Here is a 14,779-nt window from a genome sequence, read left to right as displayed (position 1 = left end):
GCAGTGACAGAAGAAAGTTGGGCGCGTCCTCCTCCGCGACGCAGCGCTGCTGCATCGCGCTTACGAGGCCTTCGGGCGGCGCGTGGCAGCAAGCACGGCGAGGTCACGGATCAGGCGCTGCACCTCATGTTCACGTCCTCTGGACGTCGACGTTTGATGAACGGCATTGGGTGCTACCAAGGGCTGTTTGGGCGGTGCGGGTACAGGAGGTCCGCCCATTCCCGGGGCTGCAGCACGGGCGTCCTTGGGTGTCAGCGGCTTGCTTGTGCTCATGGCCTCCCCTTGACCTGCTCTTTCGGGGGAATGTCCCCCGACGTAATGCCTGTACGGACACTCTAAAAAGCACTACGGGAAGACGGAAGCTATTTCGTCCATCATCGGGACTTATTGCTCCAATCTTGAGGTTGGGTTGATTGTCGACAGTCAAACCGCCATCGGCGGGTCCTTCCGGGGGCAAAGCCCGCACGGAAGGAACTTCAGGATTGGCGTTATTCGAAGAGCTCGATGCGCGGTTCTCCCTGGACACCGCTGCGGTGCATGGCATCCCTGAGGTCACTTCTGCCGAGGAACGCCCTTGCGGTCTCCAGGCTATCGAAATGATGAATGACGAGGACATTGTTCGGATCGTCGATCATACGGTGGACCGATTCCCGGGTCACCCCGCCGTCTTTCTGCATGTCACCGACCGAGTCGTAAACTTTGCGCCACGCGTCGTAGTCGGCAACACGGTGAAGGATATGGGCAACAGTCATAGCGCTTCTCCTTTGAAGCGTGCCGCACCATTGACTGGGCCCGGTCCCTCAATGGCGAACGGCAATTCTGCCCTGCCGGTGCATGCACAATTGTCTGCGTCGGCCCCGGATTGGAGCCGCCACTGGCTGTATTACTCCGGCCCGGGGGGTGCTGTCAATCGCCGCACCATTGCCTCCGGCCGCGGGCATCGCCACCATGGACAGATGGGAAGGAAGGACAGGCAACATGGTCTTGCCGTTGCCTTGTGCCTGCTGATTGCCGTTGGCGGAGCCGCGGGGTGCTCTTACGACTACAACGAGCCCCATCACACTCCCACAACCGGCCCGGCGTCGTCGGCGGCGTCCGCGGTTCCTTACGTTGACCCGCTGGTGCTGGAGCGCGAGGTAGAGAACTACGCCGAGCTGGATCGGCTCCTTGGGGTTGCCCAGGGGCCAGTAGTCCTTCTTGAGGAAGGACCCCTCGACGGCCCGGTGAGGGGCTTCGGAGCGATGGCGAAAGTGCCGGCGGCGGGGCAGTACACCGTCACCTCAGCCTGCGTCGGTGCTCCCGGCGCAACAGTCTCCGTAGGACAGGAGCATCCGGGTGCCCCCTTTCAGCCGATGGAGTTGGTGCTGGATTGCAGCGAAGTTACCTCACGGGTGATCGCACTTGCGCAGGGATTCGTTTTCGCTCATTTGGTGCTGCCCGTTCCTGGCGACACGCCATGGACAGGCGCAGTGGGCGGAGTACGCGTAACCGGTTGAGGCGTGCCTCCCGGTCGCAGAGCCAGTGTCATCTTCTGGCGGGAATATTAGCTGAGTACGCTCAGTTATGAGCAGTATCAGTCTTTGCTGCCCATCAGAAGAAGGTTTACGCAATGTCCTCATTCAACCAAGCAGTCGTCCTGGTCACCGGTGCAAACGGCGGTATCGGCTCGCACTTCGTCCACGACGCCCTCGAGAGGGGCGCGGGCAAGGTCTACGCCACCGCCCGTAACCCCCGCGACTGGGAGGACGACCGCATCGTTCCGCTTGCACTCGACGTCACAGATCCCGCTTCCATCGAGGCCGCGGCCCAGGCAGCCGGCGATGTGACGGTGTTGATCAATAATGCCGGAGCCAGCGTGGCCACTCCGGGCATCCTCAGCCACACCGACGCAGAGATTCGGAACAACGTCGAGACAAATTTCCTCGGCCCGCTGTTCCTCGCCCGCGCATTCGCGCCGATCCTGTCCGCAAAGGCGAACCCAATGATCATCGACATCCACTCGGCAATGAGCTGGTATGCGGTGGGCGGCATTTACAGCGCAACCAAGGCTGCGCTCTGGTCGGCCACCAACTCGCTTCGCCTGGAGCTCGCCCCCAAGGGGGTCCATGTCGTGGGCGCCCACGTGGGATACGTCGACACAGCGATGGCCGGCAACACCACTGATCCCAAAATGGATCCAGCCGATTTCGTCCGGACCGTCATGGATGGGGTTGAAGCCGGCGAATACGAGGTTCTTGCCGACGAAACCTCCGTGCAGCTCAAGGCGCAGCTTAGCGCCCCCATTGAGGCTACGTACCCACAGCTGGCGAACACCGGGGCGTAGGACTTCCGGATATCCGTGCACCAACGGCAGCAACCACCTGATCAACAACCCGAACAAGAGGAGCAGTAAGGCATGCGCGCATTCATCATCAACAAGTACAGGGAACCGCTGCGCGAAGCGGACATCGCTGAACCGGTCGTCGGGGACCGGGATGTCCTGGTCCGGGTGGAGGCGGCGGGCTTGAACCAGTTGGACGACAAGATCCGATTGGGCGAGTTCAAGCAGATCCTCCCTTATAAGCTCCCGCTGGTCCTCGGCCACGACCTCGCCGGTACCGTTATCCGCACCGGGTCCAAGGTGCGGGATTTCAAGCCCGGCGACCAGGTCTATGCCCGCCCCGCAACGGACAGGATCGGCACTTTCGCCCAGCGTATCGCCGTCGCTGAGGATGACCTGGCACTGAAGCCAGCGACGGCCAGCATGCAGGAGGCCGGCTCCCTGCCACTCGTTGCGCTCACGGCGTGGCAGGCCCTCGTCGAGCAAGGCAACGTGCAGCCCGGGCAGAAAGTGCTCATTCACGCCGGCGCCGGCGGCGTGGGGTCGATCGCCATCCAACTCGCAAAGTACCTTGGCGCCACCGTCGCAACCACAGCCAGCGGCTCCAACGCCGACTTCGTCCGCGATCTCGGAGCGGACATCGCGATCGATTACCGCAACCAGGACTTCGGGAAGCTCCTGACCGGCTACGACCTGGTGCTGGACAGCCTCGGAGGGGAAAACCTGGAGAAGTCGCTCCGCATCCTCAAACCCGGGGGCAAGGCCATCGGGATCTCCGGACCACCGGACCCGGCGTTTGCCCGCAAAGCCGGCCTGAACCCGGTGCTCCGGGTGGCGATAACCATGCTCAGCAGCAAGGTGCGGCGGCAGGCCAGGAAGCTCGGCGTCAGCTATGAGTTCCTTTTCATGCATGCCAGCGGTGACCAACTGCGCACGATCAGCGCCTTAGTGGACGACGGCGTGCTGCGCCCCGTGGTGGGAAAAGTCTTCGATTTCGACCACACCCCGCAGGCACTGGAATCCCTGACCAAGGGCGGAACCCGCGGCAAAGCAGTGATCGCCATCGCCGGCTGACCGCCGTCAACCAGCCACCCCAGACCATTCAGGAGAAAACTGCCATGGACAGCACCGGCACCCCGCACGACCCAACTGTCACCTCGTACGCTAAAGCACCTGCCAAATCCCTTACCGCAGGCGGCAACACCTACTCCTACCGGGAGTTGGGACCAAAGGGCGGCATCCCTGTCGTGTTCTTCGTGCACCTCGCGGCGACGATGGACAACTGGGATCCGCGAATCATCGACCCAATTGCCCGGAACCGCCACGTCATAACCTTTGACCAACCCGGTGTCGGCGCCTCGAGCGGGCGGGTTCCGGACAGCATCGAGGCAATGGCCGACGACGCCTACAGCTTTGTCACCGCGCTTGGTTTGAGCAGGATCGACGCCTTCTCGTTTTCGATGGGTGGCATGATCGCCCAGGACCTGGCCCTCAAGCATCCCCACCTTGTCCGCAGGCTTGTGCTGGCGGGGACGGGCCCGCGCGGCGGCAAGGATATGGACAAGGTGGTCTTCACCACCTATTGGGACATCTTCCGCGCCACCCTGACGCGGTCAGACCCCAAGGAGTTCCTGTTCTTCAACCGCAACGCCACCGGCAAGGCCGCCGCGAAGGCCTTCATTGACCGGCTAAAGGAACGTACGGAGGACCGTGACAAGACGATCAGCACCAGCGCATTCCAGACCCAGCTGAAGGCAATCCAAAAGTTTGGCCGCTCCGCGCCGTCGGACCTGTCCACGCTTGCCATTCCCACCCTCATCGCCAACGGTGACAACGACCGCATGGTGCCCTCCGTCCTCTCCAATGACCTGCACCGCCGGATCAAAGCTTCCGAGCTGATCATCTACCCCGACTCCGGACACGCGGGCATCTTCCAGCACCATGCTGCGTTCGCGCGTGCCGCCGTCGCATTCCTTGGCGACTGATCCAGGTGCAGCCGCGCCGTTTATACTCATAACTGAGTCCAATCAGTTAATCCAAGGAGTCCCTGTGCCTGTCCCTTCCCAGCCTCCCGGACGGCGCGAGCGGAACAAGCAACAGAAGCTGGACCGCATCACCGCCGCAGCCAGTGAGCTGTTCGCCGAACATGGCGTTGAGGAAGTGACGACACAGCAGATCGCGGACAAGGCCGATATCGGCACCGGGACCCTGTTCCTTTACGCGAAGTCCAAGGGCGAGCTCCTTCTGCTGGTGCAGAATGCCCACTACGCCGAAGCGCTGGAGCGGGGCCGCGCCGCTGCTGAAACCATTCCGGATGAACTCGATGCCGTGATGGCCATCCTGCAGCCGATCGTGGAGTGCAACCGGGTCCAGGTCGAAAACGGGCGCACCTACCTGAAGGAGATGGTCTTCGGCGATTCCACGGAGCCCCGCCATCGGGAAGCCCTGCACATCGTCGCGCAAACCGAGGAGGCCATCGCTGCCGTCCTGGCGCGCAAGGGCAGGCTCAGCGCCGCTGATGCCGCCACCACGGCGCACGTCGTCTCGGCAATCATGTTCCTCGGCATGGCCGGAAGCACGGATCCCGCCACCCGCGTGGAGGACATTGTGCAGGACATCAGGACCCAAGTCCGCCTACTTCTTCCTTCCCGTTGACGAAAGAAAGCCCTGAGCCTGTCCCTTTGTGGATCAGGGTGAGTGGAACTTCCCTTCGCCCATCGGATTCTTTGTTGAATCTCTCCAAAACGGAGTCGTCAAAGGAGAACTAGCGTCTGTTTCGAGGAATATTCCAGGTAGACGTGAAGGACGACTTAATGACGATCCAGCCAAACAGGTATGAGATCCTCGAGACCGCGCGCGTGCAGGTCCTCGAGGACGGCATCGGCCTGACCCAGGCCCAGCTCGAAGAGGTCCTTCGCCTTCCGGACGAGGCGCTCCCCGCGGCGCTGGAGCTGGCACACCAGGTCCGGCTCCGGCACTGCGGCGAAGACGTGGAGGTGGAAGGAATCATCTCCATCAAGACCGGCGGCTGCCCGGAGGACTGCCACTTCTGCAGCCAGTCCGGCCTCTTCGACTCCCCCGTCCGCGGCGTCTGGCTGGATATACCGGAACTGGTCAAGGCCGCCAAGGAAACAGCCGCCACCGGAGCCACGGAATTCTGCATAGTCGCCGCCGTCCGGGGTCCCGACATCAAGCTGATGAACCAGATCAAGTTCGCCATCGACCGCATCAAAGCAGAGGTGGACATCAACATCGCCTGCTCCCTGGGCATGCTCACCCAGCGCCAGGTGGACCAGCTCAAGGACTGGGGCGTCCACCGCTACAACCACAACCTGGAAACAGCGCGCAGCTACTTCCCCGAAGTGGTCACCACCCACACCTATGACGAACGGCTGGAGACCTGCGCGATGGTCAAGGAGGCTGGGATGGAACTGTGCTGCGGCGCCCTGATCGGCATGGGCGAAAGCCTGGAGCAGCGTGCCGAACTCGCCGCCCAGCTCGCGGCACTGGAGCCGCACGAGGTACCGCTCAACTTCCTCAACCCCAGGCCCGGAACCCCCTTGGAAAACCAACAGATCATGGACGGCAAGGACGCCCTCCGCGCCATCGCCGCCTTCCGCCTGGCCATGCCCCGCACCGTGCTGAGGTACGCCGGCGGCCGCGAACTCACCCTCGGCGATCTTGGCACCCGCGAGGGACTCCTCGGCGGCATCAACGCCGTCATCGTGGGCAATTACCTCACCACCCTGGGCCGCCCCGCCACCGCAGACCTGAACCTGCTTGTGGACCTCAACATGCCCATCAAGGAACTCCAGAAGACGCTGTGAACAGCGTTCCGCTCCCCGCAGGTTCAGCCGCGGGAAACTTTTGCGGACACTGCGGCGAGGCGTACGACGGCGGCGACGGGCCGCCGTCGTACGTCCACCACCGCTGCGGCGAGCGCCTGACGATGGAGCCGCCGCGCTACTGCGCGGCCTGCGGGCGCCGGATGAAGGTACAGGTAACACCACTGGGCTGGACGGCGGAGTGCTCCCGCCATGGAGCGGGCGGGGAAACGCTGGTCCAGGAAGGCGTCCAAAGATGACATCGCGTTAGGCTGGCTGGCAGCGAGCCCCCCATTCGCGGGCCCATAGCGTCGCAACGGTCGATTGCACTCTGAAGAAACAGCATCAGGGAGCCATCCGAAAGGACCCAGTTCATGAACAAGAACCGCCTCGAAGCGTTCAGCGACGGCGTCCTGGCGATCATCATCACCATCATGGTGCTGGAACTTCACGTGCCCGAGGAACCAACGTGGGAAGGTGTGGCCGGCATCCTGCCCACCTTGTTCAGTTACTTGCTGAGTTTCGTGTACGTGGGCATCTACTGGAACAACCACCACCACATGATCCACCTGGCGAGCCGGGTGAACGGCGGTATCCTGTGGGCCAACCTCCACCTTTTGTTCTGGCTGTCGCTGTTTCCGTTTACGACACGGTGGATGGATGAATCCGCCTTCATGCAGGTCCCTGTCCTGCTTTATGGCATCAATCTGCTGTTAGCCGCGATCGCCTTCTTCATCCTCGAACGCCGGCTGATCGCCGTGCAGGGCAGGGACGGAGCCCTCGCCAAAGCTGTTGGCCGGGACTGGAAGGGCAAAGCGTCCCCGCTGATCTACCTTCTGGGCATCGCGCTTACCCTTGCCCAGCCCCTGCTCGGGATTGCCGTCTATACAGTCGTGGCGTTGATCTGGCTGGTGCCGGACCGGCGCGTGGAGCATTTCGTCGCCTCGGCCCACCACGGTGAGGTTGGAAACAGTTAGGGCGGCACCCCCAGAGATTCCCGTTCTGCTTTAGCCCCTGAGGTCTATCGTGGCGTGCCAGTAGCGGGCGTTGTTTCTCGCGGAGGCCAACACCACCAGGCCGGTCTCGCTGTTGACGTTTTGTTTGGTTGAGGTGGGGTCGTTGATGTCGGTATCGGTACTGCTGCTGATAATCGGCGTGCCGGCGCCCGCCGCGAAGGAAACGTTGTTAAGCGGCGATTTCTTGTAATAGATGGTGCCGCCTTCCTCGGGTGCGACTGCGAACATCCAGACCTGGCCGTGCTGCTCGTCGATCATGACCATGGGCCGGGTATGGAGGTCCTGCACCTGACCGAACTCAGCGCTGGTCCAGTCCCCCTTGCCGTCGCGCACCAGCAGCGCCACCAACGTTTGGCCGACGTTTCGGTTGGCTGTCTTGATCGCCGCGAAGAGGCGGCCGCTGCCGTCGCTTGTCAGCTGCCTGAGGTTCAGATGGTCGTTCGCGCATCCGCCTTTGCAGTTCTTTCCTCCGCCGTAGGCCACCTCTGTCTGCCACGACTTGTCCGGCTGGCCGTCCTGGTGAACGGCAAAGTAGAACTTCTTTTGCCCCGGCTTCTGGTTGCTCCACATGATGCCGATCTTGTCGCCCTGGAAGGACGTGACTGCGGAGATGTCGTCGTAGTGCACCTGGGCGTTGGTTGTGGGCAGGACGAAGGGAGTGCCCCACGCCGTGTCGCTGGTCGTCGAGCGGTTGACGTAAACACGGTTGGTGTTGTCGGACGAGACAGTGGTGTAGGTGACCCAGAGTTTGCCGAGGGAGTCCTTGGCCACCGTTATCGATTCCGTGCTCCCCTTGTGAAGGGTGACCGGGAAGCCGGCGTCTTCTGAGTACACCTTCGCCGACGCGTTGTAGCTGAAGCGGTGAAGCGCTGCGGACCCGGAGCTCACCGCCTGTTGGGATGGTGGCGAGTTCCACTCGGAGCGCACCGTGGTGCCGGACACGACGTAGAGCTTGCCGTCCTTTGCGTCCCAGAGAGCGTCCGCGCGCGCACTGGACCGTGCGTCCACAACCGTTTCGGTCTCCTGCCATGCCTGCGTGGCGGCGTCCAGCCGATGGATCGTCGTCGCATGTGCCGACGTGCTCCACAACAGCCCCCACCAGCTCCCATCCTGGAACCAGAGCTTGCTTTGGGCCTTGTCCGCGGTCGGGGTTTTCACGCCGTCCCCCGCGTAGGACGGCCCGGGAATTCCGACGTCGGCAGCCTGCGCCGGCACGGGGAGTGCGACAGCGCCGGCCGCCGCGAGCAACAGAGCGATTAAAAGGCGTAGCAGACGCATAACGGTCCCCTCAGAGTTATGTCGGTGGACTAATTCTTTTTGCTGATAAATTCCTTCAGATGCACCGGCTGTAACCATGAATTGCCGATGCCCAGTTAGTGGCGTTGGGAATGCTGTGGGTGGAATACGAAGGGAGGCTATTTCATTACCTCCAGGCAGGAACACTGTACGTCCGCCGTTCTTCCGCCCGGGATACCCTGGGCTGCATCGGAGCCAAATGGGGGAGGTTAAAGGGGGCACGTTAGGTAGCCATGTGCATTATCCCCTTTCCGCTGACGAGCAGGTTCTGGGCCTGGTATATCGTTTCAACGGGAGGGGACCAACAGGACCCGGCATGGCCTCTATTTCCCGGCTGGCGCATGTTGACCCGGTTCTCTCCATACGCTTGTAATTGAGGAAAAAGAGCACGTCCTCGTTCGCTTAAGCGTGGAACGACGGAGCGATAAGCAGAAGGCGGGCAAAACCGTGAAGCAGCATGATGTTCCCGACGACGGTGTCACATTCGATCAGCCCACTTCAGATCCGAGCGACTCCCCCGGGACTCTTACTATCAACCAGCTGCTGGTTGAGAGCCGCATCGGGCTCGAACGCGTTCACCCCGGGGATCTCGAGCGGGAGATCGCAGAGGGCGCCCTTGTTGTGGACACACGCCCGGTCGATCAGCGGGACCGCGACGGTGACCTTCCCGGAGCGGTCATCGTTGACCGAAACGTCCTCGAGTGGCGGCTCGATCCTTCCAGCCCCCACCGGCTCCCAATCGCTGACGACCCCGGCCGCCGCATCATAGTTGTCTGCAACGAGGGCTACAGCTCCAGCCTCGCCGCGCACACCCTGCAACGGCTGGGGCTGAAACGTGCCACCGACCTGATCGGCGGTTTCCAGGCCTGGACGGCGCTACGCAAGCAGTCTGACTAAATAACTCGCCTGGGGTAGCCCCAGTACACGTGGATGGTCTTCCGACACTTGGCGGCGAGAATCGAGTACCCGGTACTCGTGTGCTTGAACCCGCAGTAACTTCTACTGGTATCTGTAACAAAGCGCTGCCCGCCCCAGTTGTGAACCCCCTGCTACGGCCACCACACGTCGGGGCGCAACGGCAAGATCAATTTGAAGGAGAACGGTCAGCATGACGCCTCGTGACGCTCAGGCCCCCGGCTTCCGGCACGGGGGGCACCTCCACGAGCCGACGCAGTACGAAGCGGGAGGGCGATTGAAGCCGCGCCCGTGGCCCGTTGGCCCGAGTGAGAGCTACGGGAAAGTGGACTTTGACGACGCCGAAGGAAAGGTCGTCTTCACCCTCTACGTTCAGCGCGGACTCGAAGAAGAGTACGTCCTGCACGTCGAGCGCTTAGCCGCGCCGTTGCGGATGGATGGTACGCTCCTTCGCCTGAGTCCGTCGCCCCGCGTGGACAGGGACGCCGCCGGCTTCCGCCGGATCACCGTTGCCCGTTCGGCCGCAGTGAAGGCCGAGGCCGAACTGGACGCCGCCGTCAGCGCCGCCCGCGCAAACGGGGACTCTTGGGAGGTTATCGGTACTGCCCTCGGCACGTCCGCCAAAATTGCCCGGGAGCGGTTCGGACACGCTGAGACGACGGCGACATAGGCGACCGACGAGCGCCGAACATTCCCCTGATTGCCCGGCGTCAACGGACAGCGCATTAGAACGTTCCTTGTACCTGCAGGCGCCACCTCACCGCGGTCTAAACCAAGGCAGCCTTGCCCTCACACGAGTTAGGTATGCTAAAGCCCAAAGGCAGGGGATGGATCAGCATGGCCAAACGCAAAGCAACGGCACTGGATGTGGCACGACGGGCAGGGGTCTCGCGCAGTGCAGTGTCACTGGTACTGAACGGCAGGGCAAACGGCAACGTCACCGCCGAACGCCAGGAACGGATCCTCCGCGCCGCGGCGGAGCTGAATTACACCCCCAACTCCGTCGCCCTTAGCCTGCGCAACCAGCAGACATCAACGATCGGGATCATTACGGATGACATCGTTACCAGCCCTTTCGCCGGTCGGCTGATCAGCGGCGCCTCACGCGCAGCCCTGGCCCGGGGATACATGGTCCTGGTAGTGGACACCGAACATGACACGGCCCGCGATGGCGCTGCAGCGCAGCAACTCGCTCACCGGCAGGTCGACGGAATCATGTACGCGACCGGCAGCCTGCGCGAAATTACCGCCCCGCCGGCAATGCTCACTCTGCCAGCCATTCTGGCCAATTGCACTGATGCCGACTCTCAGCTCCGATCGGTAATACCGGCGGAGATCGACGGCGGACGCGCCGCGGCACAGTTGCTCCTTGACCTGGGCCACCGCCGCATCACCCTGTTGACCGGGACTCTCAGCTCGCCCGCCGCTCCGCAGCGCGAGCAGGGTTACCGTGAGGCCATGGAAGAGGCGGGGCTGGGCCTTGAACAACAGCATGTGCACCTGACCGGATGGGACATCGACGAGGGCTACCGCGCCGCATCCTCCGTCCTGGGCGGCAGAGAGCGGCCGACGGCGGTCATTTGCTCCAACGACAGGGTTGCCACCGGCGTTTTGCTTTACGCCGCGGCCGCCGGACTCCGGGTACCCGAGGATCTGTCCGTGGTGGGCTACGACGATCAGCAGAATCTCGCTGCCAACCTTGTTCCCGCCCTCACGACGGTGGCACTTCCGCACGCCGAAATCGGAGCAGCGGCCATGTCCCTGCTGTTGGATGCCGTAGAAGGAAAAGCCCCGGCAGCTGAGCAAGTGCAAGCAGGCATTCTCTACATGCCCTGCCGGATCATCCCGCGGGCGTCCACTGCAGCGGTCCCGGCAGGCTGACCGGGCGGACCGATTCCGCGTTGCCTCGCTGCTGAAGATGTTAGGCCCAGTGACGACCTGACCAGCCGGCGGGAGCCCGCTGTCCACGCATCGCCCGCCAGCCAACGCCCGTAGTCCAAGTTCATCCAGGTTCCACTAAAACTCCTACTTGACACGTGTTAGGTGAGATACCTACGCTACTTAACACGTGTTAGGAGGAGCCGACAATGACGTCTGAAAAGACACCGGGGAAGACAACCCCCTCGATTGCGCCGTGGTCGGGCAGCAGACTTTCGCAGCTCACACGGCGTTCCATGCTGGGCCTTACCGGCCTGGCTGTTGCGGGAGCCACGGTGGGCGCCTGGCCCCGACTGACGGGGACTGATATTCCCGGCCGTGGCAGCAAGGCCCTGAACATCGCTATCCTTGGCACCTCGGCCGACGCTGCAGCCCGCCAGGGGCTGGTTAACGCGTTTACATCCGCCCACCCCGATATTCCGGTGCAACTTCAGGCCATCCAGGGCGCAGACTGGAAGGACTTCTTTTCCAAAATCCTCACCATGGTGGCCGCTGGAACACCGCCTGACGTCGTCTACGTGGCCACCGAGGGCGCCCAGCTGTTCGCGGACAAGCTTGCCGAGCCCCTGGATGCATATGTCCGCCGGGACGCTGCGGACATGAGGGACTACTTCGACGACGTCCATCCGAGCCTGCTGGAAGCCTTCATGTACCAAGGCAATCTGTACCAGCTTCCGCTGGACTGGAACGCGGCGAACATGTATTTGAACACCACCACCTTTGCCCAGGCAGGCCTTGATCGCCCCAAAGACAACTGGACGCAGGACGACTTCAGCGCGACCCTCCGCGCCCTGCGGAAAGCACGCCCGGCCGACTTCACCCCGTACTACTGGACCAACCGGCTTTTTGGCGGAGTAGTGCCGTGGCTCTACGCCAACGACACCAGCTTCCTTACCGAAACCAAGGCTCCCGGCGGGGACTGGCTTTGGGACCGTTTTTACCCGAACGACCCAGCCCGGGCCACCCGCGGCGGCGGCTACCTCTGGCTGGCTCCTAACGCCGAGGACGGGCGGGTTATCGAAACCTTCGACTACCTCCGCGAACTCGTGTCCGAAGGACTGGGCGTACGGCCTGAATCAGGCGGCGGAAACGCCCTGGTGGGCCTGTTCGGCAACAACCGCATCGGCGCCACGCCGGCAGGCGGTTACTGGGCGCAGGGGCTGCACGAAGCAGGAATGACTGCCGACCAGTTCGATGTCCAGTTCTTCCCCCGCTGGCGGATTCAGCGGCATCAGTTCGGCGCTGCCGGCTATGCGATCATGCGCACGGCCAAAGACAAGGATGCCGCCTGGGAATGGGTTAAGTTCTGCTCCAGCCGCGAGGCGATGCAGTTGGCCATACCCAAGCCGAACACCACTCCCACCCGCCGTTCGATGGTCAATGAGTCCTTTTACGCGGCTACCGGACCCAGGCATTGGAAAGTTTTCTACGACACCCTCGACAAATTCCCCACCTCCGGCCCCATCCCGGCTCCGCCCCAGCAGGCCGCCGTCGAAACTGCCCTTATGAAGAACGTTTCCACCGCTGTCAGCGGCAGCTCTGCTGACGTGCGGGCCGCGATGGGTACCCTCCAGCGCGATCTTGAGTTGGCCCTGAGGAGGAACGCATGACCACCACGTCCACCGCCCCACGCCACACGGTTAAACCACCGGCAGCGCGCCGCTCATTCGTTGAGCGATGGCTGGCAATGATCTTCCTTGCGCCCACGCTGCTTGGGATGGCCCTGTTCACTTTCCTGCCGATCATCGGATCGCTGGTCCTGGCTTTCTTCCGCTGGGACATCATTTCGGCACCCCAGTTCGTCGGTTTCGCCAACTTCGCCTCCCTGGCACAGGACCCCACCGTCCGCGTGTCCTTCCTGAACACCATCGTGTTCGTCGTCGTCGCAGTCATCCTGCAACTCGGCATCGCACTCAGCCTGGCTTCCATGCTGCAGGCCAGAATGCCGTCCTGGCTCAGAGTGTTTCTCCGGTCCACCTTCTTCTTTCCCCTGGTCCTTTCCGCCGCGTCGGTGTCCATCTTCATGCGGTACATGTTCAACGAACAGTTCGGCGTGGTGAACTGGCTCCTGTCGCTCGTCGGCATTCCGGCAGTGCCGTGGCTGACCAGCCCCGCGGCCTCCGCCGCCGTGGTCGTCCTGGTCTATGTCTGGCAAAACTTCGGATTTTCCTTCCTGCTCTTTCTCGGCGCGCTGACCAACATCCCCAAGGAACTGCACGAGGCAGCGAACCTGGACGGCGCCACAGGCTGGAAACAGTTCAGCAATGTCACCCTTCCGCTGATCAGCCCCACGGTGCTCGTCGCCTCCGTCATGGCCATCATCAGTGCCCTGCAGGTCTTCGACCAGCCCTACGTCCTGACCAACGGCGGTCCCGGCGATTCCACCCGCACGGCCGTCATGGTGATCTTCGAATCCGCCTTCCAGCAACTGGAATTCGGCGAAGCCTCGGCCATTGGGCTGGTACTGACCGTGCTGATCCTTGCCGTCACCGCCCTGCAATTCCGGCTCAGCCGCCGCTTCGTCTTCTACCAGTGAGGTCCCTCATGTCCAGCCAGATCCTGCACACCGGGACCAAGGAGCACACGGGTTCCACCACCGGCACACCGGCCACCGGCAAGCCCTACCGCCACCGCCGCCTGCCCGCTGCTGGAACCGTCGGCAGGTACACGGCCCTGGCCGTGGCGGCCGCGCTTACCCTCGGCCCTGTCCTGTGGACCCTGTCCACTTCGCTGCGGACGCCGTCGGAATCCTTCAACCTGCCGCCGTCCTTCCTGCCCATCAATCCGGACTTCACCGCTTACCAAGAGGTGTTCAAACAGATCAACGTGGGCCTCCTGGTCCTGAACAGCGCCTTGGTGACCGGACTGATCGCACTTGGCCAGATGGCTTCCGCCACCCTGGCCGGCTACGCCTTCGCCCGTCTGGACTTCCGCGGCAAGAACGCCATCTTCTCACTGGTGCTGGCCACCATGATGGTCCCGGTTCAGGTCACGATCGTCCCGGTGTTCATGCTCATTCGAGGGATGGGACTGTCCGACACCCTGCTGGCCCTGATCCTGCCGGCCATTCCCACCGCCTTCGGCACCTTCCTGATGCGCCAATACTTCCTGGGTCTGCCAAACGACTTCGCAGAAGCAGCCGCCCTGGACGGCGCCGGACCATGGCGGATCTTCCGTTCCGTCTACGTCCCCCTGGCGGTACCCGGCATGGCAATCGTGGGGATCCTGGCCTTCAATTTCCACTGGAACGAGTTCTTCCGGCCGCTGATCCTCACCATCAGCGAACAGAACTTCACCCTCCCCCTCGGACTGGTCACGCTCCAGGGAAACCTCGGCACCGGGAGCATCTCAGTGGTCCTCGCCGGCGTGATCCTGTCCATGCTGCCCGCACTGGTGGTCTTTATCTTCGGCCAGCGCACCCTGCGCGAAGGTCTCACGGCCGGCGCAAGCAAATAACTCAGACTCTCACA

Annotated in this window: 17 protein-coding genes; 14 read left to right on the top strand and 3 right to left on the bottom strand. The window is 62.9% G+C overall.

The window, feature by feature from the left end; translation table 11 throughout:
- Positions 1 to 60: 60 nt before the first annotated feature.
- On the bottom strand, positions 61 to 273 hold the full coding sequence (locus FBY36_RS17940) for a hypothetical protein (protein WP_142121599.1): 213 nt from the start codon (positions 271 to 273) through the stop codon (positions 61 to 63).
- A gap of 215 nt (positions 274 to 488) precedes the next feature.
- On the bottom strand, positions 489 to 752 hold the full coding sequence (locus FBY36_RS17935; protein ID WP_142121597.1) for a cyclase: 264 nt from the start codon (positions 750 to 752) through the stop codon (positions 489 to 491).
- Between the two features lie 204 nt (positions 753 to 956).
- Here FBY36_RS17935 and FBY36_RS17930 point away from each other — a divergent pair, with 204 nt between their 5' ends.
- The 8 genes from FBY36_RS17930 (at position 957) to FBY36_RS17895 (ending at position 7,121) form a co-directional block, all read left to right on the top strand.
- Positions 957 to 1,496 carry a hypothetical protein gene (locus FBY36_RS17930; protein ID WP_142121595.1) on the top strand — a complete coding sequence of 180 codons (540 nt, stop codon included), beginning with the start codon at positions 957 to 959 and terminating at the stop codon, positions 1,494 to 1,496.
- A 113-nt stretch (positions 1,497 to 1,609) separates the two neighbouring features.
- Positions 1,610 to 2,323 carry an SDR family oxidoreductase gene (locus FBY36_RS17925; protein ID WP_142121593.1) on the top strand — a complete coding sequence of 238 codons (714 nt, stop codon included), beginning with the start codon at positions 1,610 to 1,612 and terminating at the stop codon, positions 2,321 to 2,323.
- 72 nt (positions 2,324 to 2,395) lie between these two features.
- On the top strand, positions 2,396 to 3,394 hold the full coding sequence (locus FBY36_RS17920) for an NADP-dependent oxidoreductase (protein ID WP_142121591.1): 999 nt from the start codon (positions 2,396 to 2,398) through the stop codon (positions 3,392 to 3,394).
- A gap of 44 nt (positions 3,395 to 3,438) precedes the next feature.
- Complete coding sequence (locus FBY36_RS17915) at positions 3,439 to 4,305, top strand: alpha/beta fold hydrolase (protein ID WP_142121589.1); 867 nt, start codon at positions 3,439 to 3,441, stop codon at positions 4,303 to 4,305.
- Positions 4,306 to 4,369: 64 nt separating this feature from the next.
- The gene (locus tag FBY36_RS17910; RefSeq protein ID WP_142121587.1) at positions 4,370 to 4,975 is read left to right on the top strand and encodes a TetR/AcrR family transcriptional regulator; all 606 of its coding nucleotides are present in this window, start codon (positions 4,370 to 4,372) and stop codon (positions 4,973 to 4,975) included.
- A 158-nt stretch (positions 4,976 to 5,133) separates the two neighbouring features.
- The gene (bioB, locus tag FBY36_RS17905; protein WP_142121585.1) at positions 5,134 to 6,147 is read left to right on the top strand and encodes a biotin synthase BioB; all 1,014 of its coding nucleotides are present in this window, start codon (positions 5,134 to 5,136) and stop codon (positions 6,145 to 6,147) included.
- Complete coding sequence (bsaP, locus tag FBY36_RS21170; protein WP_142121583.1) at positions 6,144 to 6,404, top strand: biotin synthase auxiliary protein BsaP; 261 nt, start codon at positions 6,144 to 6,146, stop codon at positions 6,402 to 6,404. Before bioB ends, bsaP begins: the two co-directional genes overlap by 4 nt.
- Before the next feature lie 114 nt (positions 6,405 to 6,518).
- Positions 6,519 to 7,121, top strand: a complete 603-nt coding sequence (locus FBY36_RS17895) for a TMEM175 family protein (protein ID WP_142121581.1) — start codon at positions 6,519 to 6,521, stop codon at positions 7,119 to 7,121.
- A 30-nt stretch (positions 7,122 to 7,151) separates the two neighbouring features.
- On the opposite strand, the gene FBY36_RS17890 is transcribed toward FBY36_RS17895, so the two are convergent.
- Positions 7,152 to 8,438, bottom strand: coding sequence for a hypothetical protein (locus FBY36_RS17890; RefSeq protein ID WP_142121574.1), 1,287 nt, complete (start codon positions 8,436 to 8,438; stop codon positions 7,152 to 7,154).
- Positions 8,439 to 8,903: 465 nt separating this feature from the next.
- On the opposite strand from FBY36_RS17890, the gene FBY36_RS17885 reads away from it, so the two are divergent.
- The 6 genes from FBY36_RS17885 (at position 8,904) to FBY36_RS17860 (ending at position 14,765) form a co-directional block, all read left to right on the top strand.
- Positions 8,904 to 9,353 (top strand): rhodanese-like domain-containing protein, encoded by a 450-nt coding sequence (locus FBY36_RS17885; RefSeq protein WP_142121572.1) that lies wholly within the window; start codon positions 8,904 to 8,906, stop codon positions 9,351 to 9,353.
- Positions 9,354 to 9,564: 211 nt separating this feature from the next.
- Complete coding sequence (locus FBY36_RS17880; RefSeq protein WP_142121570.1) at positions 9,565 to 10,041, top strand: hypothetical protein; 477 nt, start codon at positions 9,565 to 9,567, stop codon at positions 10,039 to 10,041.
- Between the two features lie 167 nt (positions 10,042 to 10,208).
- Positions 10,209 to 11,252, top strand: a complete 1,044-nt coding sequence (locus FBY36_RS17875) for a LacI family DNA-binding transcriptional regulator (RefSeq protein WP_142121568.1) — start codon at positions 10,209 to 10,211, stop codon at positions 11,250 to 11,252.
- A gap of 206 nt (positions 11,253 to 11,458) precedes the next feature.
- Complete coding sequence (locus tag FBY36_RS17870) at positions 11,459 to 12,919, top strand: extracellular solute-binding protein (RefSeq protein WP_142121566.1); 1,461 nt, start codon at positions 11,459 to 11,461, stop codon at positions 12,917 to 12,919.
- On the top strand, positions 12,916 to 13,845 hold the full coding sequence (locus FBY36_RS17865) for a carbohydrate ABC transporter permease (RefSeq protein WP_142121564.1): 930 nt from the start codon (positions 12,916 to 12,918) through the stop codon (positions 13,843 to 13,845). The genes FBY36_RS17870 and FBY36_RS17865 overlap by 4 nt, the downstream gene beginning before the upstream one ends.
- A gap of 8 nt (positions 13,846 to 13,853) precedes the next feature.
- Positions 13,854 to 14,765, top strand: coding sequence for a carbohydrate ABC transporter permease (locus FBY36_RS17860; protein WP_142121562.1), 912 nt, complete (start codon positions 13,854 to 13,856; stop codon positions 14,763 to 14,765).
- The last annotated feature ends 14 nt before the right edge of the window (positions 14,766 to 14,779 follow it).

The organism is Arthrobacter sp. SLBN-122, from assembly GCF_006715165.1.
Taxonomy (GTDB): domain Bacteria; phylum Actinomycetota; class Actinomycetes; order Actinomycetales; family Micrococcaceae; genus Arthrobacter.
This window is presented reverse-complemented; position numbering and strand designations above follow the sequence as displayed.